Origin of the sequence: Mesotoga sp. UBA5557 (assembly GCF_002425715.1) — a bacterium.
Lineage (GTDB): Bacteria > Thermotogota > Thermotogae > Petrotogales > Kosmotogaceae > Mesotoga.
The window spans coordinates 58469-77604 of record NZ_DIMV01000025.1 but is presented as its reverse complement, the minus strand read 5'-3'; the positions used below and the strand labels follow the sequence as shown (position 1 = coordinate 77604).

The following is a 19136-nucleotide window of genomic DNA, read 5'->3' as shown; positions in this document are numbered from 1 at the left end:
ATCAGGTGAAGAACGTCTTCTCTGTCTTGAGGACTCTCTATGAAATCATATCTATCTCCGTCAATAACTAACTTACGACAGAAGGTGACGCTGTTGATCCATTCGCTGTAAAGACCGTTCAGTCTTTCGATGTAGTCCTCGCTGACACCACTCTCGAAACCACGCCCTCTCTTCCTTATTCTCTTCAACAACACGTTCTTCGAGCACTTAAGATAGACAATTCCGTCTGGGGCGGTCAGATGTTCAGAAAGTGTCTGGTAAGTGTCCATGTATAATTGCCAGTCCCTTTCATCGATATAACCCATAAGCTGAAGATTGCGAGCAAATATCTCAACGTCCTCATATATAGTTCTGTCTTGAAGAATTACTGCGCCCTCTGTCACGACTCTCTTGAGGAAGTCGAATCTCTTTATCAAAAAAAATAGTTGCGAGTGGAAGGCCCATCGCTCCATGTTGGAGTAAAAATCCTTCAGAAACGGGTTTTCATCCACTGCTTCGTAGACCCCTCTGAATCCCAGAGTCTCCTCAAGAAGCGAGGTGAGAGACGATTTTCCTGCCCCAATGTTTCCGCAAATTCCAATAATCATAAACATGCCTCTATTCTGTTGAAAATAGTGTTAAGGTCATCATGGTTCCTCACAAAGTCGATGTTTGATGTATCTATCCTGAGCACTTTGCTTTCCTTCACGTCTTTCATATATTCTTCATACGCGTCTCCAAGCATTGTTATGTAAGTTCTGTCCATTCTTCTCTCGAAGGGTCTGTCCCTCAAAGCGATTCTGTTCATCAAAATGTCTACCTCAGCAAAGAGATAGACTATGAGGTCGGGATGGAGGACCTGCTCTTTAAGAGCATTGAAGATCTTCTCATAGAGTCTTAGCTGTTCGCCTTTCAGAGTTAGCGAAGCGAACAAGTGATCCTTCACAAATGCATAGTCGGAGATTACTCCTTGGCCTTGAGAAGCCGCCTTTTTCAGTAGTGACTGTTGATCAAATCGGCTTATCAAGAAGAAGAGTTGAGTTTGAAAGGCCCACCTGTCCATGTCTTCGTAGAAGTTCGTGAGAAAAGGATTCTCCTCGACTACTTCCAGTACAGTGGGCATCGTGTACTTCTGAGATAGCAATTTGACCAGGGTAGTTTTACCAACCCCGATTACGCCCTCAACAGAAACGTATTTTCCACTAACTTTTGAAAACATCATATGAATTCAAAACTCCCTTACACTCAAGACTTAGTAAAGATCTATATCGAAAATCCGAAATGACAATAAGGAGCGATTTTCTCACGATTGCTCACCGTATCACAAATTTACGTTGCCATCATTGCCAAGAATCTTCTCCGGCGCCCTCAGTCCATCAAAAAAAGGTTTCAGGTAATCCAGAACAGCCTCCAGATAGTAATGAACTGTCTCATGATATCCTGGTACAGAAAGTACTATTGAGTCTTTTATCGTTCCTGCTCCCACCCTGTAAAGACACAGAGATGGATCGGCAACAATTGCGTTTCTCAACATGGCAGTCTCGATTCCTGTTGCTCTCTTGTCTACAAGAGATAAGACAACCTCAGGACCAATGTCTTCTCTGTATAGACCAGTTCCTCCAAGAACCAGAACAACATCGTTTGAACAGGAGTCTGCATATATCGCTTCTTTCAGGTCGCTCATTACTGGAGCGACATCAGTGGAGCCGGTATACGTGAAATCATGGTCTTCAAGAATTCTCTTTGAGATTTCTATTGACCGGGAGATTTCCTCAAAGAAGCCAGACTCAAGTATTCTGATTATCTTGCAGCTGTACATAACACACCTCCGAAATCACTTGTGAAGGATATAAGTGGATACCGGTGCAAGTATTACCTTTCCGGACAGCCTTTCAAACGCATCTTCTGAGACTCTGTCTTTGTCAGCAACAAGATTCCAGCTTTCATCTGGTAAGGTTATCTCGCTTGGTTCAAGATTACCGTTGAAGATTACGAGAATTTCATCCCAAGAATCGCCTACCGCTCTGCCATCTATAGTGAAAGCGACTATGTTCCTAGGAGCGTCCAGGAATTTGAGATTTCTGCTTATTTCTTCGGCTGAGCCCATCCTGAATGCGGGATGATTGTTTCTCAGGTGTATCAGAGCCTTGTAGTACTCGAACAGGTCAATGAATTCCGCTTTTCTGGAATAGTCCATCTTGTTCAGCTCTACCCCCGCGTTGTAACTGTTCTCGTTTCCGTATTTCGTGCGCGCAAAATCAACTCCTCCATGTAGGAACGGAATCCCCTGCGAAAGAATAACAATGGCGTTTGAAAGTTTCTGAGCACTAATCAGGAGCTCTTTTGGGGCATCGGGCATCGCTGCACTGTTCTTGTCCCAGAGTGTCTGATTGTCATGAGCCGAAACATAGTTTATTGTCTCTGCCGGGTCATCAGCAAAGTCCTTAATATCGTTGCTGTAATCAATACTACCTACAATTCCACGCATTATCCTTCGTTCTTTTGCACGGCTTCCAAGAGCAAAACCCTTTACCTTTGGATCGAAAACGCTACCTCTTATCGCATCGCGAAGATTATCATTGAAGACCGCTACTCCGGTACCCCTCTGATCTCCCTTGCCAAAGGTGATCGTTGCTCCCCAGCCTCCCCAAGGTTCACCGTATAGGAGAATCGATTCATCAATAGCATGTAGTTCTCTGTCTATTGCAAGAACAGTGTCGCGGTCTATCAAACCCATGAGATCAAACCTAAAACCGTCGATTCGGTAATCTTGGACCCACATCTTAACTGTATCGAGAATATGCTTCCTCATCATCGGCCTTTCGGTAGCTATTTCGTTTCCAACCCCAGTTCCATTAAGATAGTCGCCTGTTCTGTCCGTTCTGTAGAAGTAATAGGGAACAGTCTGGTCAAATGGTGAGGAAGAACCTGTTGTTGCAGTATGGTTATATACTGTATCGAGAATCACCCTGATTCCATTATCGTGGAAGGCTTTGATCATCATTTTCGACTCAGCAATCCTGCTAAGTGGGTCATAAGGATCTGTGCTATAGTGTCCTTCCGGAACCATGTATAGATATGGATCATACCCCCAGCCGTATTGTCCGTCAACGCCCTCATCGATATAGTGAATATCATTGAATGGCATAATATGAACGTGAGTTACGCCAAGTTCAATTATATGATCCAGTCCGGCGGTGACCCCATCAGGCCCGGTCTTTCCTCTTTCGGTTAGTCCCAGGTACTTTCCTTTACTCTCTATGTCGGTATTTGAGTCTGATGTCATATCGCCAACATGGATCTCGTAAATAATCGCGTCCTCCGGCTTCGCAAAAGGGGGGATTTCATGGCCTGTCCAGCCATCGAACACTGCCTTGTTATGATCGATTACGACTGATCTCTCGCTGTTTCTTGTTACTGCTCTAGAGTAGATGTCTACAGTCTCTCTTTCCTTACCGTAAGAGAAAAACCGGTACTTGTAGGCTTTTAAATGCTGATCACCCTCAACCGTCGCTTCCCACACACCTGCCTCGATTTTGCTCATGGGGACCTCTGTGTAGACTTCGGAATAGAGGTCTTCAAAGAGTATGACTGTAGCCGAAGAAGATACGGGAGACCAAACTCTGAATACTGTTTTACTCTCCGAGTAGATTGCTCCAAGTTCTTTGTCGTAGTAAAACTGTGGATCATCCAGCGCCTTTCTAACGATCACTTCGCTTGACAGAAACCCTTCGATCTCTAGAGAGAGTTGTTTGTTCACGTTTTCAGCGGCAATCGGTTCGGAAAGCACAATCTTCACGTAGTTTGTGGTTGATATGTCTGTCGGATCAGCCTTCTCAAACCTCTCGATTTTGAGCGCAGAGCCGTTCAAGGTAACTTTTGGAGCTGCCGTTTTAGTGTCAACCGGGGCGGATAGAGAGGCCAGAATCTCAGTCAATGAATCCAGGAAAGCGATCTTAACTTTCGGTGTAAGATCTATCTTTTCCGGATCTAACAAGAATTCTTCTTCACCCTCAACTACCCAAATCTCTACTACACCGGATTCAGGAATATCTACAAATCTATCGACGGCTATGTCCTTTTTTTCCCACTCGCGAAGTCTAACAATGAATCCGAGTCTCGAATGTTTGTCGGCAAGCCTTACTATCGAAGTGACTCCGAAATCGTCGATTTTGTCGAAAGAATATGACTTTCCATCCGTGCTCTTTGGTTTATCGGGCCAAACCCAGAGATTCCAACCGTCGTAGTTGTTATCGTACCTATGATAGTGGATTATAATTACAGTTTCTGCGCTGTAATCAGCTGAACTTTTCCCCATGCTTTCTCCTGTAAAAGCCAAAATCGTTGTTCCGAAGATAATCACCAAGAAGAACAACACTCTTTTCATTATAAAGCCTCCTTCAGTTAAGTGGGGTTACAATGAAGCCACTAATTCTTCTATCGTATTCATATTCGAAAAGGGTTTTGCTACCACTTGGAGCCCTTACCCCCAGGTAGCCTCCTCTAGGATCAAGGAAGCTTTCCCAGACAAAATCATACTCATAAGAAACGGTTCGTGATCTGTCAAGTGTTACAAGTATTGTTATTTGCTCGTGAACTTCAGCCTCTTTTCCTGAAGCGAAGAAGAAGACATCCTCATCAACACTTCTATCTGACTTTGAGACTATCGAGATTGAATAACCTTCTGAACTTCCTCTCTCTTCAGCGGCTAGGACTATAAGGGCATACTCGCCGTTATCGAAGATCTTGATTTCTGAAATCACGAGTTTTGCATTCTGGACTGACGAGTCTTGGACAGGCGGCTGATCTTCTTGCCCATAATCTTCTTCTATTCGTGATTCCAGAGAGTTTGCTTCATCTGCCCAGATACCCAGTTTCTCCATGGAAGCGTATTCCTCGGCATAGCTCAGTTCGATTTCTCCATCTGCAACGGAAATAGCAAGACCGCTTGATACGATTATTGATTGAAGTAGATAGACTTCATCTTCGATCGAGATCCATACGTAAGCAGAAGAAGGTTCTTCAGTAGATATCTTCTGGATCCTTGCCCAAGACCCTATTGTACTTCTTAGAAGACTAAGAAGCGCTCTGCTATGAGGTCTTGACCAGTCATACTTCGGAATCTCGATTCCCTCCAAAACTACTCTTTCAAGAAGACCTTCTTTCAAAATCAGGAGATCAAAGTTGTTCACAGTCCCTACTATGAGGGCTGGAAACCCGGAAGGCGTAGCATCCGGAGAAACATAATGAGTATTAACCATAATAGATGGCTCTGCCATAACGACCATGGGCGAAAGGCTTATCATAAACGATATCAGAAAGATTGATAGCAACTTCACTGAGCTTCTCTCTTTCAAGTATTACACCTCCCCTCACGATCAAAAAGAAGTATATCATCTTAGCTTATTAGAAGAATAATTTGAAGGTCTGTGTTGAAAGTTGGACTTTGCTGATCAAGTGGTTTTATCCATGAGAATCTCTGTTTTTCAGTAGAACCATGCAGCGTTCAACAATCGAAAAAACGGTTGCAGGAACAATCCAGCCAAGGTAATTGAACAAGATATCCAGAGTGTCGAACTGTCTGTAAGGAGATATGATTTGAAGAGATTCGAGGACTAAAGGTCCAATCACCAAGAAGAACCCAAGGGCAAGCCTGTTCAGACGGCTGGCTCCGATTCTTGAAATCAGAATCAGAAGAACACCTCCGGAGAAGAATCCTACGAAATGAAGGAACTTGTCGCTTCCGACTACAAAAGTTTGTACTCCCGGTCTCAAATAAAAGTAGACTGTTGCAATCATGTATGTGATTGACAGAATCGCAGTTATTATCTTCTTCATAACTAAGATTATGCTTGTGACAAACATGAAAGTCAACGACATTTCAAGAAGTGAAACCTCCCAAACGAGTTGAAAAGCTGATCTTTCTTTACTATAATGAATTGTATTGCGAATCGAGAGGAGGACAAATCAGATGTCCAAAGTTTGTGAAGTTTGTGGTAAGGCACCAAGAACCGGAAATATGGTCTCTCACTCAAATAAAAAGGCCAAGCGCTGGTGGAAGCCGAATGTTCAAAAAGTCCGTGCCGTAGTTGATGGTGAGGTAAAGAGAATTAATGTTTGTGTGAAGTGCCTTAAAGCTGGGAAAGTCACAAGAGCAATTTAGTTATAGCATACCGAGCGTGTTTTGCCAAAAAGGTATTCCATGAATAGTAGAAAGACCTACGCCTTAGTAAATCTGTCTGCCTATAGACAGAATCTTCTTTATTTAGCTGGGAAAGCATATCCAGCGAGGCTGATGGCAGTTGTGAAAGCAGATGCGTACGGCCATGGCGCTGAACAGCTGTCCAAAGTAGCCGAGGAAGCTGGCGTTGAAAGGCTTGCAGTTGCTTTTCTTGAAGAGGGGATAAAGCTTCGAGAGAGCGGAATATCTCTTCCGATTCTTGTCCTGAACTATGTGGATAATGAAGAGATACTTGCTGCAAAGGAGTACGGTCTTACATTGTCGCTCTGTTCCTCCGGTCAGCTTGATAGCATTTCTGGCCTCAACGAAACCCTTCCTGATTTTGAGATTGCAGTAGATACAGGGATGAGACGGCTTGGGATGAAATGGGAAGAATCGATCAAGTTATATGAGTCGGCGGTCGCTAATGGAATCAAAATAACGGGTGCTTACACACACTTTGCTACCGCCGATGAAAAGGATAGCGATTTCGTTTTCGAGCAGAGTGAGGAGTTCAGAAAGTTCCTCCAGGGCATTGGTAAGAGCAGGGGCAGGGACTTCGTGGTTCACATTTCGAATAGCGCCGGTACCATCTTTCTTGATAACAAAGACTACGATTATGTTAGAGTGGGTATTGCAACATATGGTCTTCAACCATCGAGCGTTATTGACTACAATCTCAAGCCGATAATCGAGTGGAAAACCTGCATTTCCTTCCTAAAGAAGATTCGAGCCGGTGATTCAGTTAGTTATGGAAGAACCTTTGTTGCCGGACGAGAGATGCTTGTTGCCACTATTCCTGTTGGCTATGCAGACGGCTTTAATAGACTGCTCTCTAACAGAGGTTGTGTTATTATTGCGGGCAGGAGATGTAGAGTCCTGGGTAGGGTTTGCATGGATCAATTTGTGGTTGACGTATCACATGTCGATAGTAAGCTGTCGGTGGGAGACGAAGTAGTTATTATCGGTTCACAGAAAGAAGAGACGATAACTGCGGAGGAAATTGCAGAACTGTGCGGTACCATAAATTACGAAGTGGTTTGCTCTATCACTTCTAGAGTTCCCAGGATCTATTGGAAAGGAGAAGATTATGAAACTCCGCGACATAATAGGAAATGAGATTCTTAGTCAGATAAATGACGACCAGGATAAAACTAATAAGGACGGTCTTCCGTTTGTTTCGGACCTGCGCCCGGGAAGTTCTGTCCTTTCAATATTTAAGGTTCATTCTAAGAGAATTCAGGAGGCTCGAGACGGGAAGAAATTCCTTCTTCTCACTCTTTCTGACAAGACAGGCGCGATAAGAGCTATCGATTGGTTCAACGCAGAGCACAACGATGACACTCTGGAACAGGGAACCGTTGTAAGAATCTCGGGGCGGGTAGTTGTATATGAAGATAGGCAGCAGCTGAATCTTGATTCGGAAGGTATTCAAGTTCTAGAAATCGGACAGTATGATCCCGAAAGATTCATGGCTGTAACAACCAAAGATATCCCGCAGATGTACGATGATCTTTTGGGTCTTATAAACAATATGAGTGAAGAGCATATCAAGGCCTTGCTGAGAGATATCTTCGAAAACGATAAGAAGTTCATTGAGAAGTTCATTATCTCCCCTGCAGCGGCAAAGGTACACCATGCTTACAAGGGTGGTCTTTTGGAGCATACAATGTCTGTTGCAGAGCTTTGCGTTTTCTTCGCAACGAAGTACAGTGATTCTATAGACAGGGATCTTCTGATAGCAGGTGCATTGTTGCATGATATAGGCAAAGTTTATGAATACGCGGTAACGCCTGCCGGAATCGATCGAACTAACGACGGTGAGCTAGTTGGTCATATCGCTATGGGAATTGAGATGGTAGGCAGAGCAATAGCGAAGATACAGGGCTTCCCGCGCTATCTTCAAACCGAGATCAAGCATCTTCTTCTATCTCATCACGGAGAGATGGAGTGGGGTTCCCCTGTTATTCCAAAGACAACTGAAGCGATTGTTCTTCACATGGCCGACGACCTCGATTCCAAAGTTGCCCAGTTTCGTGAGATTGAAGAGAGAGAATTCAACGGGTCAACGGCTTCTTGGAGCAACTATGATCGTTTTCTGAATAGAAGGGTCTTCATGAAGAACAGAAGATCAGGTGACTGAGGAATTGGGAGTGATATCTTGCCTGACAAGCTTGTTATAGTTGAGTCGCCCGCAAAGGCGAAGACGATTGGTAGATACTTGGGAAAAAACTACGAAGTTGCAGCTTCAAAGGGACATGTTAGGGATCTCCCCGAATCTAATCTCGGATTGAATCCTGAGAATTTCGAACCCACATATGAAGTCCTGAAAGGGAAGGAAAAAGTTGTACAGGAACTCAAAAAGAAGTCCAAAGGCAAGAAAGTCTTTCTGGCTTCTGACCTTGACCGTGAAGGAGAGGCTATTGCGTGGCATATTTCAGAGCTTCTTGGCCTTCCCAGAGATGAAAAGAACAGGATAGTCTTCAACGAGATTACTGAATCTGCAATAAGGAGCGCAATTCTTAGTCCAAGAAATATCGACATGTCAAAGGTTGAAGCTCAAGTAGCTAGAAGGGTTCTGGACAGAATTGTGGGCTACAAGATAAGCCCGCTTCTATGGAGAACTATGACTAAGGGTTTGAGCGCCGGCAGAGTTCAGTCGGTGGCTCTGAAGTTAATGGTTGAGCTTGAGAAGAAGATCGCAGTCTTTGTTCCGCACAGATTTTTCAAGATTTTTGCTAAGACTGCCGAGGATCGGTTCGCTCTTTCGCAAATTGAAGGAAAGAAGTTTAACAACAAATCCGTGACTACTGAAGAAAAGAGAGATGAGATCATTGAAGAGCTCTCGAAAAGCGTTCTCCGTGTTAAGGATGTTAAGAAACGAACTTCCAAGAGAAGCGCTCCGATGCCTTTTATTACTTCAACTCTTCAACAAAGCGCGATTGGGGAGCTAGGATGGAGCGCCAGCAAGACCATGAAAGTTGCTCAACAGCTGTATGAAGGAATTGAGACAGATCAGGGCCAGATAGCCTTCATCACATACATGAGAACAGACTCCACAAGGATTTCGAGTCAGGCAAGAGATAAGGCAGTAGAGATAATCAGCAACAGCTTCGGAAGCGAATACGTCGGTCCTGTTAGATCAGGCGGTAAAGGTAAGAAAATTCAGGATGCTCATGAAGCGATCAGACCAACATATCCCGAAAATGATCCGGAGATGGCCAAGAGGCTACTGTCAGGAGATAATCTCCGTCTCTATGCCCTAATATGGAATAGATTCATTGCTTCTCAGATGGCGAGTGCAGAGTATGCGGTGACAGATGTTGAATTGGCTGACGAAAGCGGCAAGTACATTCTGAGTTTGACCGGAGAAAGAAGACTATTCGACGGGTTTGAAAGGATTATCTCAAGATCCTCAAAGAGCGAAATTGGCCACGACTACAAAAAGGGAGAATTAGTCAAGCCTTCCAAACTAGAATGGGAAGAGGATACAACCAAACCGCCTTCCAGATTCAGTGAGGCCTCCCTGGTTAAAGAACTTGAGAAGAGAGGTATAGGGCGTCCGTCAACATATGCAACGATAATTTCCACACTTCTCGACAGGAAATATGTGCTGAGACAATCCAGAGAACTAAGACCGACATTGCTGGGCTCTATTGTGAATGAGTTCTTAAACGAGTATTTTCCGGATGTTGTTAACACGAATTTCACAGCAAACATGGAAGAAGAACTCGATGGAGTTGAAAACGGATCAAAAAAGTGGCGAGATGTTGTTCACGATTTCTATGAAGGTTTTAGAATAGATCTTGATCAGATTGACAAGAAGATCAAGAAGGGAGAGTTAAGAATCGAATTCGAGACCGATAGGGAGTGTTCTTGCGGCGGAGCCTTCAAGGTTGTATTCGGAAGGTACGGCGGATATCTTAAGTGTCAGTCTTGCGACAAAAACGAGTCTGTGGACATGACGTCCTTCACCTGTGTTATCGATGGAAAAGTTCTTCTGAAAGATGTTGCCCCGAATCAGAAATTAGAAGTTGAGATAGATGAAAGCTGTCCCGAATGCGGATCCAATTTGGTTAAGAGAAAAGGAAGATACGGAGAATTCATTGCCTGTTCTGCCTATCCGAAATGCAAGTACACAAGGAACGTCAGGATTGATGCACATTGTCCGAAATGCGGCGGGGTTGTTGAAAAGCTTAGAAGCAAGAAGGGGAAAAACTACTACAAGTGTTCCGGTTGTGGGGAAATGTTCTGGAACGAACCTACAGAAGAGAAGTGCGAGATCTGTGGCTCCAATCTCTTCCTCAAGGTGAAGCGAGGCGGAAAGAGAGTCAAGTATTGTGAAAACTGCAAGAAGGATTTCGAGGTGGGAGAAGCTTGATGCAGCGAAGGGTTGCCGTTGTTTACGGCGGGCTTTCTAATGAGAGAAACGTTTCGATTAAGAGCGGAATGAACGTAGTAACTTCTCTTGAGAAGCTCGGTGTGGAAGTAGTGCCCTTTGATCTCAGAAGGGAGACGATTCCTGCTCTTCTTACTTTAAAGGTAGACCTCATGTTTTTGGCTCTACATGGTAAGTTCGGTGAAGATGGGACGCTTCAGGGTATGCTAGAACTGGCAGGAATGCCCTACACCGGTTCCGATTCCAGGACCAGTTCGATTTGCTTCGACAAGGAGATTACATACAGGCTTGTCAGGGATATCGTCGATCTGCCCGTATGGAGAAGAATTGGCGGCGAGGTCGATCTTGAGGAGTGGGAGACATTTCCCTGTGTGGTGAAGCCGGTAAGAGAAGGATCGAGCATCGGCGTATTCATCTGTGACGATCTTGCGGTATTGAAGGAAAGAACAAGGGAACTTCTTGGCACTTACGATTTTCTTCTCCTTGAAGAATACGTAGAAGGAAGAGAAATCACCATATCTATCATTGATTCGGAAGATGACCATATGGTTCTTCCGATTCTAGAGATAAGACCGAAGAGACGTTTTTATGATTATGAAGCGAAATACACGGCAGGGTTGACGGATTTTGTGGTCCCGGCTCCAATGAATAATGACGTGTATGAAACGATTATCGAAAAGTCTGCTGCAATCTACGATCTTCTCGGATGCAAGGATTTTGCCAGAATTGATGGAATACTGAGGGATAAGACTTTCTTCTTTCTCGAGGTAAATACTATACCTGGAATGACTGACCTGAGTGATCTTCCTATGTCTGCCAGGGCCGCGGGCATGTCTTTCGAGGACATTGTTCGGGGCGTGATTGAGTCTGCTGAGAAGAGGAACAGGAGGTAATCATGAAGACGATGCACGGTACAACGGTACTGGTTCTGAGAAGAAACGGAAATACTGTTATGGTAGGAGATGGTCAGATCACGATCGGAGATACAGTGATGAAAGGCACAGCCAGAAAAGTAAGGAAGCTTGGTGATGGAGCGGTATTAGCGGGTTTCGCGGGTTCTGTAGCCGACGCAATGACTCTCTTCGAGAAATTCGAGGAAAAGCTCAAGGAAGTCAACTCAAATCTTAAGAGAGCAGCCGTGAATCTTGCTAAGGAGTGGAGAACAAACAAGATTCTTAAGAACCTTCAGGCTCTTCTACTCGTTGCTGACAAAGAGAGCATTCTTCTCGTATCTGGAAATGGCGAAGTGATAGAGCCCGACGAAGAAGTGCTAGCAATTGGTTCTGGCGGTTCTTACGCACTTGCTGCTGCAAGAGCTCTGATGAGGAATAGCGATCTCAATGCAGAAGAGATAGCAAGGAGGTCAATGACTATAGCCAGTGAGATATGCATCTACACCAACACGAATTTCACTCTGGAAACACTTGGAGGAGATAAGTAATGAAGAGAGAAGAATTGGATGAGTTGACTCCAAAGAGAATAGTCGAAGAACTCGATAAGTATATAGTAGGTCAAGACAAGGCTAAGAGAGCTGTCGCAGTAGCCATGAGAAATAGGATCCGTAGACAGAAACTTCCTGAAGAGATGCGAAAAGACGTAATACCAAAGAACATACTTATGATGGGCCCTACGGGGGTTGGCAAGACTGAAATAGCAAGAAGACTGGCGGAGTTGACTGGTTCTCCGTTTACTAAGGTCGAAGCAACTAGGTTCACGGAAGTTGGTTATGTTGGGAAGAATGTTGAGTCGATAATAAGGGAGCTCGTTGAAGTCGGGGTCAATATGGTCAAGCAGGAGAAGATGAGCGAGGTTGAGGGGAAGGCGATCTTCCAGGTTGAGGAGAGAATCCTTGAAGCCCTGGTTCCCGGTCCTCAGACGAAAGGAAGTGGACCGAGGAACATTCTTGAGTTATTTCAGGGACAACAGCAGTCTAAACCTAGTCAGGAGGAACTTGAAAGAATTAAGGACCGCAGGGAAGACTATAGAGAGAGATTGAGAAGCGGAGATCTTGAAGATCTCGATATTGAGGTTGAGATAGAGGATCACAGTCAACCGATGATAATGATTCCCGGTATGGAAGACATGGGAATCGATATGTCGGGTGTTCTGGGAGGTATGGTGCCGAAGAAGACGAAAAAGAGGAGAATGAGAATTGTCGATGCTCGAAGGGCACTCTTACCGGTTGAAGCTGAAAAACTTCTTGATATGGATAAGGTCATAGCAGAAGCGATTGAAAGAGTTCAAAATAGAGGAATCGTATTCATTGATGAGATAGACAAGATAACTTTCCGAAACGGTTCCCATGGACCAGATGTCTCTCGCGAGGGTGTTCAGAGGGATTTACTGCCGATCATTGAGGGAACAACTGTCACAACCAAACATGGCCAGATAAGAACCGATTACATACTTTTCATTGCGGCAGGAGCTTTTCATGCGGCAAAACCCTCTGATTTGATACCTGAATTTCAGGGAAGGTTTCCTATAAGAGTTGAGCTTGACGCGTTGACCCAGGGGGATTTCCTAAGAATCCTGGTTGAGCCTAAGAATGCAATAACGAAACAATACGTTGCTTTGCTTGAAACTGAAGGTGTAGAAGTGAAGTTCACCGAAGATGGCCTCAATGAGATAGCCAGGGTATCCCACAATCTTAATGAAAGTATAGAGAACATAGGAGCTAGAAGATTATACACGGTTGTTGAGAAGGTTCTAGAAGAGGTATCGTTTAAGGCTCCGGACGTTAGTGATGAAGTTCTTATTGATTTGAAGTATGTTGATGAAAGAATCGGCGAAATCGCGGCCGACGAGGATCTCAGTGCTTTCATTTTGTGATGGATAGATTAGAATATGCTGCAATTGCGCTTTCGGGCGACTTCAACCCTTCTGAAATGGAGAAGATAGAGAGTTCTGGATTCGATAGCTCTCTGCTTTTTCGTTCGCCAATAGAATTGAATAGAAACAAACTGAAGAATTTCGCAAGGAATTTCTCCAGTGTTATTAGAACTCTTTCAACATACGGCAACTTCATAACTCACAGGGATGAGGAGTATCCCGATTCTCTGAAGCACATCTTCGAACCGCCTTCAGTGCTTTTCTTTCGGGGAAAAGTCTCATTGCTCGATTCAAAAAGCGTCTTAGCGGTTGTCGGATCAAGGAAGGCCGACAGGTACGGAACTTCAGTTGCCAGAGAGTACTCAAGGTTGCTTTCCGAAAGAGGAATCACGATAGTCAGCGGTCTTGCTGTCGGAATAGATGCCGAAGCTCACATTGGTGCTCTTGACGGATCTGGAACGACTGTAGGTGTTTTGGGAACGGGAATCGACGTCTATTACCCTGCGTCAAACAGCTCTCTTATCAGATCGGTCATGGAAAAAGGTTGCGTAATTTCGGAGTATCTGCCTGGAACGCCCCCTTTGAAACAGAATTTCCCAAGAAGGAATAGAATAATTGCCGGTCTAGCGAGGGCGGTCTTAGTGGTACAGGCGACTATACGAAGCGGCTCCTTGATCACCGCTAGGCTTGCGCTTGAAAATGGAAGAGATGTCTACGCTGTTCCCGGAGATATCAACCGAAAGAACTCTGAGGGAACAAACTGGCTCATAAAGAATGGTGCAAAGCTCGTTGCGGAATTCGGTGACGTGATTGAGGAATTCCCTGAGATTGACATTGGAGAGTTACACGAAGGGAGTGTAGATTCAGAGGTTCTAGAAGTTCTCGGAACCGGTTCTCTGACGTTTGGAGAGCTTCTTCTCAAAACGAAACTACCTAGCAAAGATTTGATAGTTGAGTTAACGAACCTTCAACTCGAAGGTTACGTTTATGAGGAAAACGGGCGATGGAATAGAACTTAGCCGTTTTAAGCTGGTATAATCTTGATGAAATGTTGATCTAGAGACGAGATTGGAGGGAGAAAAATGCCTTACGTTAACACAAAACTGATACTTGATAGGGCTAACAAAGAATCCTACGCGGTACCAGCGCTAAATATCAACAATCTAGAATTCCTTCAAGCGATTATCGATGCTGGAGTTGAAGAGCGCTCTCCAGTGATAATCGAAACCTCCGAAGGTGCAATCAAGTATGCAGGAAACGGCAATGTTATGCTGGGAGCACGGCTTTTTGTTTCGATGGTAAGGAGCTATGCGGAGACAGTCGATATTCCAGTTTCATTACATGTCGATCATGGAAAGAACTTCAAAATACTCATGGCCGCCATTCAGGCAGGCTATTCTTCTATAATGATTGATGCTTCCGAATTTCCCTTTGAGAAGAACGTGATAGAGACGAAGAAAATGGTGGAAATTGCTCACAGTCTTGGAGTATCGGTTGAAGCGGAACTCGGCAGGTTGGTTGGGATAGAGGACAATGTCGCGGTTGAGTCCCATGAAGCGGCTCTTGTCGATCCCAAGGAGGCAGAGCAGTTTGTTAAAGAGACTGGGGTGGACTTTCTTGCTCCTGCTATAGGAACTAGCCATGGGGCCTTTAAGTTCAAGGGAGAAGCGAGACTTGACTTTGAGAGACTGAAGACGGTTAAGAAGCTTACCGGTATTCCTCTTGTTCTACATGGAGCTTCGAGCGTTCCCGAGGAGGTCAAGAACCTGGCCGAGGAGTATGGGGCTGACTTCAAAGGGGCAAAGGGAGTTCCTGGCGAGATTCTTGCTGAATCAGTGAAATTCGGAATAAACAAGGTTAACACAGATACAGATTTGAGAATGGCTTTCATCGCTTCGTTGAGAGAGTTTCTTGCAAAGAATCCTGGGGAGTTTGATCCGAGAAAATACTTCAAGACACCGAAAGAACTGGTCAAGAATGTGATAAGGGAAAGGTTGAGACTTCTAGGATGTTCTAATAAAGCATAAACGGGGGTGTCAAATGAAGATTCTTGTAATCAATTGCGGCTCGTCCTCAATCAAGTACCAGCTTCTCGATGCCGCAAGTGAAAATGTGCTGGCAAAAGGTCTACTCGAAAGAATAGGAATTCCTGGATCAAAACTGACTCACAAGAAGAGCGACCAGAAGTTTGAGTTCGAGAACGACATTGCCGACCACACTGAAGGCCTAGAACTTATAATAGAAGTTTTGCAGGCTGAGAAGACTGGAGTTGTGAAAGACATTAACGAGATTGAAGCGGTAGGTCATCGTGTAGTCCACGGTGGTGAAAGATTTGCTTCTTCAGTGCTCATTGACGATGAAGTGATAAAGGAAATAGAATCCAACAACTTCCTTGCACCTCTTCATAATCCGGCGAACATAGAAGGGATCGTTGCTGCAAAGAAGATCCTTCCATCGGTTCCTCAAGTGGGCGTCTTTGATACGGCATTCCATCAATCAATGCCCGAATCCTCTTACCTTTACGCAATACCTTATGGTCTTTATAGGAAGTATAAAATAAGAAGATACGGCTTCCATGGCACAAGCCACAGATACGTTTCGGAAAGGGCCGCATCCATTCTAGGGAAACCACTCAAGGAGCTAAAGATAATAACTGCTCACATAGGAAATGGCGCTTCGATCACAGCCGTTAAGAATGGCAGATCTTTCGATACTTCAATGGGGTTCACGCCTCTTGAGGGACTGGTTATGGGAACTCGCTCTGGAGATATTGATCCTGCAATAGTGCCTTTCTTGCAAGAACAAGAAGGGCTCTCACCTGGCGAAGTCAACAATCTGCTAAACAAGGAAAGCGGTATGTACGGACTCACAGACAGGCAGTTCAGTGATATGAGAGACATTGAGATGCGCGCAATGGATAATGAACCTCTGTGTAAACGAGCTCATGACGTATATGAGCACAGATTGGCAAAGTACATTGGTGCTTATGCAGCCGCTATGAACGGAGTCGATGCAATAGTCTTCACAGCTGGAGTTGGAGAAAACAGCGCATATCTGAGAGCCAATATCATAAATAAGTATCTTGGTCACCTTGGGATATCTCTTGACGAAGAAAATAACAGAGTCAGGGGAAAGGAAGTAATGATTTCAACTGCAGACTCTAGAGTCAAGGTTTTTGTGATTCCTACGAACGAAGAACTCGTTATTGCAAGGGATACAAGTAAGATAGTTAAGAACGGACTTAAGGAACTGAAACTTTGGGAAGACTGAAAGGTGATGAAGGATTATAAGGGAAATTGTTCTAGAGGGAGATACGAAACTTGCAGGTCGTGGTGAGAAGGCAGACTTGTATTATATTGTGTCGTCAGGTGGGCTTATTCTTAAGGGATTCAATTCGGATGACAAGGTCTATATGGAAGGAGATCTAGCAGATCCAATGTCTATAGTTGGTGAAAAGTACAGCGGAGATCTTCTTTCCATAGGGGATTCTTCAATTCTTGTTGGCGATAGGGATGAGCTCAGAGAATATCTGGTTGCCAGGCCGGAGAGACTCGAGAGGTTCCTTCAGAATGTCGAAGAAGATTTGAGATCATGTTCCGAATCGAAGGGTCTTGATCTTGACGGTTTGGTTTCGATTTTGGTATCCATGAAGCAGCACTGGTTGAAGGAATACCCTCCACTATTGTTCGGCGAAAAGTCTCTTTACAGAAAGGGCATAAAGCTGATAGAGAGGAGGGAATACCCATCTGCTCAGGAAGTTCTGAAGAGTTATCTGGAACAGTATCAGAACTCACCTTTGTCAAGACCGGTGAAACTCTACTATTCATTGAGCTGTTTTCTAAATAACTCTTTAGATCTGGCATTGACATCGATTCTGGAGATTGTTGAAGGAGAGGCAGACGAGATAGCTGGAATAGCTAGGTTCTTTGCTTGTCGCATGGGACTTCTAGAATCGGGATTCAAGTTCCTCTATAAGGGACCCGATTACAGTTCAAACCTCTTCAGGAATTTGAGAAGGGACTCACGGAAAATCAGAAAGACCGATTCGGACAAGATTGTTGTTGAGGAGGGGAAAAGAGCCGGCAGTGCTATCTTTCTTCTCAAAGGAGAGATGATTCTCTCGAAAAGAAGAGAGAATGAAAATTCTGTTTTATTTTCGCTTAAATCTCCAAATTCTATCGGCGAAGTTCAGTTGTTGGCGAAGAGTAAGTGGGACACGACAGTTGTTGTTCGGGGAAATTCCGAGTATGTGCTCTTGGACAGAAGCCGGCTTTTTCAACACCTGATACACAAATCTCCTCAAGACGGATTCAAGATGGTGGAGTATATTCTCGGGTATATGAGACAGTCACTAATTTCATGATGTTCAATGAATCTTGTAAATCATCTCGCTCTGCTTTAGCAAAACCTGAGGATCGAGTTCCGTTGCTTCCAGAAATAGCGGATCGTCATCCGGAACGGTAGGAAAGAGAGGAGTGAGCCCTTTGTCCTTAGCGATTCCGCATAGCCCTCCTATTATTTCCCTATATGAGGAACTCTTTACTGGGCCAGCGTCTCTCACATAGAAGAGAGAATCCTTTTCCTGCCAGATGCAGTAGCCTCTTTCCTTTCCCTCGGGATTCTCAACGAAGTCAAAGTTGTACTGCTCTAGATGAGTGAAACTAGAAGGCTCTCTTTCCCACTCGGGATTTCTCTTGAAGTTGCTAATTGCAGAAAGAGCGCACTCTATAATTCTGCTTGAATCGGATTTCTTGAGTGAGAACCCCTTTGTGCCGGGTCTTTTGATGAAGAAAGTGATCAGATTACGTTTGTGCCTGAACCCATACTTTTCATAAAAGGCGATTGCTGTGGAATCCTTTTCCGGGACCTCCAGAACAATTTGCTCACAACCATTCCACTTTGCGATTTTCAGTGCCTCATCGACCATTCGGAAGCCAATTCCTTCTCTTCTGAAAGAAGACAAGACTCCCATCAGGTCGATTTTTGCTCTTTTGCCCCTGAAACTCAACAGCACAACTCCCGCATACTCTCCCTTTACTTCCATAACGAAGGATTCCGAAAGCGATATGTTGTTCTCTCTCACATCTCTCTCGAAACTCTCCAGAGTCCAGTGCATTCTGAGAACATAGTCCGAAAAAATCGAATTCAGAAGATTTACTAATTCAACTTTTGAGAGATCCTCAAGTTTATGGAACAAGTTATCCATCAAGTTTTTCCCGCCTCGCTTTCACAAAGTAGTTGTGTTCCTCCGCCAATTCAGAAAGCAAATCACTCATCTTCCAGTTCATATTCGATTCAGTGGTGGTTGCGAATACCAAGTCTCTCCCAAGATACCGACGGATTTGTTTAATGATCTGACCAATATAACTGTTCTCAAACCCACTAAAAATCACATAACAGAGAACCTCGCCGGAAGTCAAGGGAGCCTCCTTCTTTGGACATTCCGAATTCAGAATTTCCTTCAGAGTTAAGTTCTCTAACCCACGGCAGTCGATTACCGTGGTGTCCTTGAATGATTTTCGAAGGACCTCTGTTGCCGCTTCGTCACAGTGAAGAAGGACCGCACGCTGGAGCTCGAAAGTACTCATTCAATCACCTCAGAACAATTCTAGCACAGCCATACCTGCTCAAAGCCAACGGTTACCTATGGGCTAACTTTGCGAGCCGCTCGCTGTAAATCCGTGCAGACAATTATTAATGGGAAGCCAA

Annotated in this window: 19 protein-coding genes; 11 read left to right on the top strand and 8 right to left on the bottom strand. The window is 44.4% G+C overall.

The genetic code is table 11. From position 1 onward, the window contains the following. From B3157_RS02955 to B3157_RS02930, 6 genes are all read right to left on the bottom strand, one after another. On the bottom strand, positions 1 to 587 hold a 587-nt coding region (locus B3157_RS02955), incomplete at its 3' end, for a deoxynucleoside kinase (RefSeq protein WP_292588733.1). After that, complete coding sequence (locus tag B3157_RS02950; RefSeq protein ID WP_292588731.1) at positions 584 to 1201, bottom strand: deoxynucleoside kinase; 618 nt, start codon at positions 1199 to 1201, stop codon at positions 584 to 586. The genes B3157_RS02955 and B3157_RS02950, both read right to left, overlap by 4 nt. 99 nt (positions 1202 to 1300) lie before the next feature. Further along, complete coding sequence (locus tag B3157_RS02945) at positions 1301 to 1798, bottom strand: MogA/MoaB family molybdenum cofactor biosynthesis protein (RefSeq protein WP_214079347.1); 498 nt, start codon at positions 1796 to 1798, stop codon at positions 1301 to 1303. 15 nt (positions 1799 to 1813) lie between these two features. Next, positions 1814 to 4297, bottom strand: a complete 2484-nt coding sequence (pulA, locus tag B3157_RS02940; RefSeq protein ID WP_414674278.1) for a type I pullulanase — start codon at positions 4295 to 4297, stop codon at positions 1814 to 1816. Positions 4298 to 4379: 82 nt separating this feature from the next. After that, positions 4380 to 5336 (bottom strand): hypothetical protein, encoded by a 957-nt coding sequence (locus tag B3157_RS02935; RefSeq protein WP_292588726.1) that lies wholly within the window; start codon positions 5334 to 5336, stop codon positions 4380 to 4382. Between the two features lie 106 nt (positions 5337 to 5442). After that, a complete protein-coding gene (locus B3157_RS02930; protein WP_292588724.1) occupies positions 5443 to 5859 on the bottom strand; it encodes an antibiotic resistance protein VanZ in 417 nt (138 codons plus the stop codon). A gap of 91 nt (positions 5860 to 5950) precedes the next feature. Between B3157_RS02930 and rpmB the strand changes: the two genes are divergently transcribed. The 11 genes from rpmB to B3157_RS02875 all read left to right on the top strand — a co-directional run bounded on the left by rpmB (position 5951) and on the right by B3157_RS02875 (position 17790). Continuing rightward, on the top strand, positions 5951 to 6142 hold the full coding sequence (rpmB, locus tag B3157_RS02925) for a 50S ribosomal protein L28 (protein ID WP_292588722.1): 192 nt from the start codon (positions 5951 to 5953) through the stop codon (positions 6140 to 6142). A gap of 39 nt (positions 6143 to 6181) precedes the next feature. After that, the gene (alr, locus tag B3157_RS02920; protein WP_214079350.1) at positions 6182 to 7318 is read left to right on the top strand and encodes an alanine racemase; all 1137 of its coding nucleotides are present in this window, start codon (positions 6182 to 6184) and stop codon (positions 7316 to 7318) included. Continuing rightward, positions 7290 to 8342: a 3'-5' exoribonuclease YhaM family protein gene (locus B3157_RS02915; protein WP_292588720.1), complete on the top strand. Its 1053-nt coding sequence runs from the start codon at positions 7290 to 7292 to the stop codon at positions 8340 to 8342. The genes alr and B3157_RS02915 overlap by 29 nt, the downstream gene beginning before the upstream one ends. 18 nt (positions 8343 to 8360) lie before the next feature. Continuing rightward, a complete protein-coding gene (gene topA, locus B3157_RS02910) occupies positions 8361 to 10580 on the top strand; it encodes a type I DNA topoisomerase (protein WP_292588718.1) in 2220 nt (739 codons plus the stop codon). Beyond that, positions 10580 to 11491, top strand: a complete 912-nt coding sequence (locus B3157_RS02905) for a D-alanine--D-alanine ligase family protein (protein WP_292588716.1) — start codon at positions 10580 to 10582, stop codon at positions 11489 to 11491. Before topA ends, B3157_RS02905 begins: the two co-directional genes overlap by 1 nt. Before the next feature lie 2 nt (positions 11492 to 11493). Then, positions 11494 to 12039, top strand: a complete 546-nt coding sequence (hslV, locus tag B3157_RS02900; protein WP_214060948.1) for an ATP-dependent protease subunit HslV — start codon at positions 11494 to 11496, stop codon at positions 12037 to 12039. After that, entirely contained in the window at positions 12039 to 13427 is a 1389-nt protein-coding gene (hslU, locus tag B3157_RS02895) for an ATP-dependent protease ATPase subunit HslU (RefSeq protein ID WP_214079353.1), read from the top strand. Before hslV ends, hslU begins: the two co-directional genes overlap by 1 nt. Beyond that, positions 13427 to 14446, top strand: coding sequence for a DNA-processing protein DprA (gene dprA / locus B3157_RS02890; protein WP_214079354.1), 1020 nt, complete (start codon positions 13427 to 13429; stop codon positions 14444 to 14446). Before hslU ends, dprA begins: the two co-directional genes overlap by 1 nt. Before the next feature lie 63 nt (positions 14447 to 14509). Continuing rightward, positions 14510 to 15454 carry a class II fructose-1,6-bisphosphate aldolase gene (gene fba, locus B3157_RS02885; protein WP_214060046.1) on the top strand — a complete coding sequence of 315 codons (945 nt, stop codon included), beginning with the start codon at positions 14510 to 14512 and terminating at the stop codon, positions 15452 to 15454. Between the two features lie 13 nt (positions 15455 to 15467). Further along, positions 15468 to 16697, top strand: a complete 1230-nt coding sequence (locus tag B3157_RS02880) for an acetate kinase (RefSeq protein WP_214079355.1) — start codon at positions 15468 to 15470, stop codon at positions 16695 to 16697. A 76-nt stretch (positions 16698 to 16773) separates the two neighbouring features. Next, positions 16774 to 17790, top strand: coding sequence for a cyclic nucleotide-binding domain-containing protein (locus tag B3157_RS02875; RefSeq protein ID WP_292588711.1), 1017 nt, complete (start codon positions 16774 to 16776; stop codon positions 17788 to 17790). Between the two features lie 3 nt (positions 17791 to 17793). Here the strand turns inward: B3157_RS02875 and B3157_RS02870 are convergent, their stop codons facing one another. Next, positions 17794 to 18633 carry a GNAT family N-acetyltransferase gene (locus B3157_RS02870; protein ID WP_292588737.1) on the bottom strand — a complete coding sequence of 280 codons (840 nt, stop codon included), beginning with the start codon at positions 18631 to 18633 and terminating at the stop codon, positions 17794 to 17796. After that, a complete protein-coding gene (locus B3157_RS02865; protein WP_099830546.1) occupies positions 18626 to 19015 on the bottom strand; it encodes a DUF3783 domain-containing protein in 390 nt (129 codons plus the stop codon). Before B3157_RS02865 ends, B3157_RS02870 begins: the two co-directional genes overlap by 8 nt. Positions 19016 to 19136 lie beyond the last annotated feature (121 nt).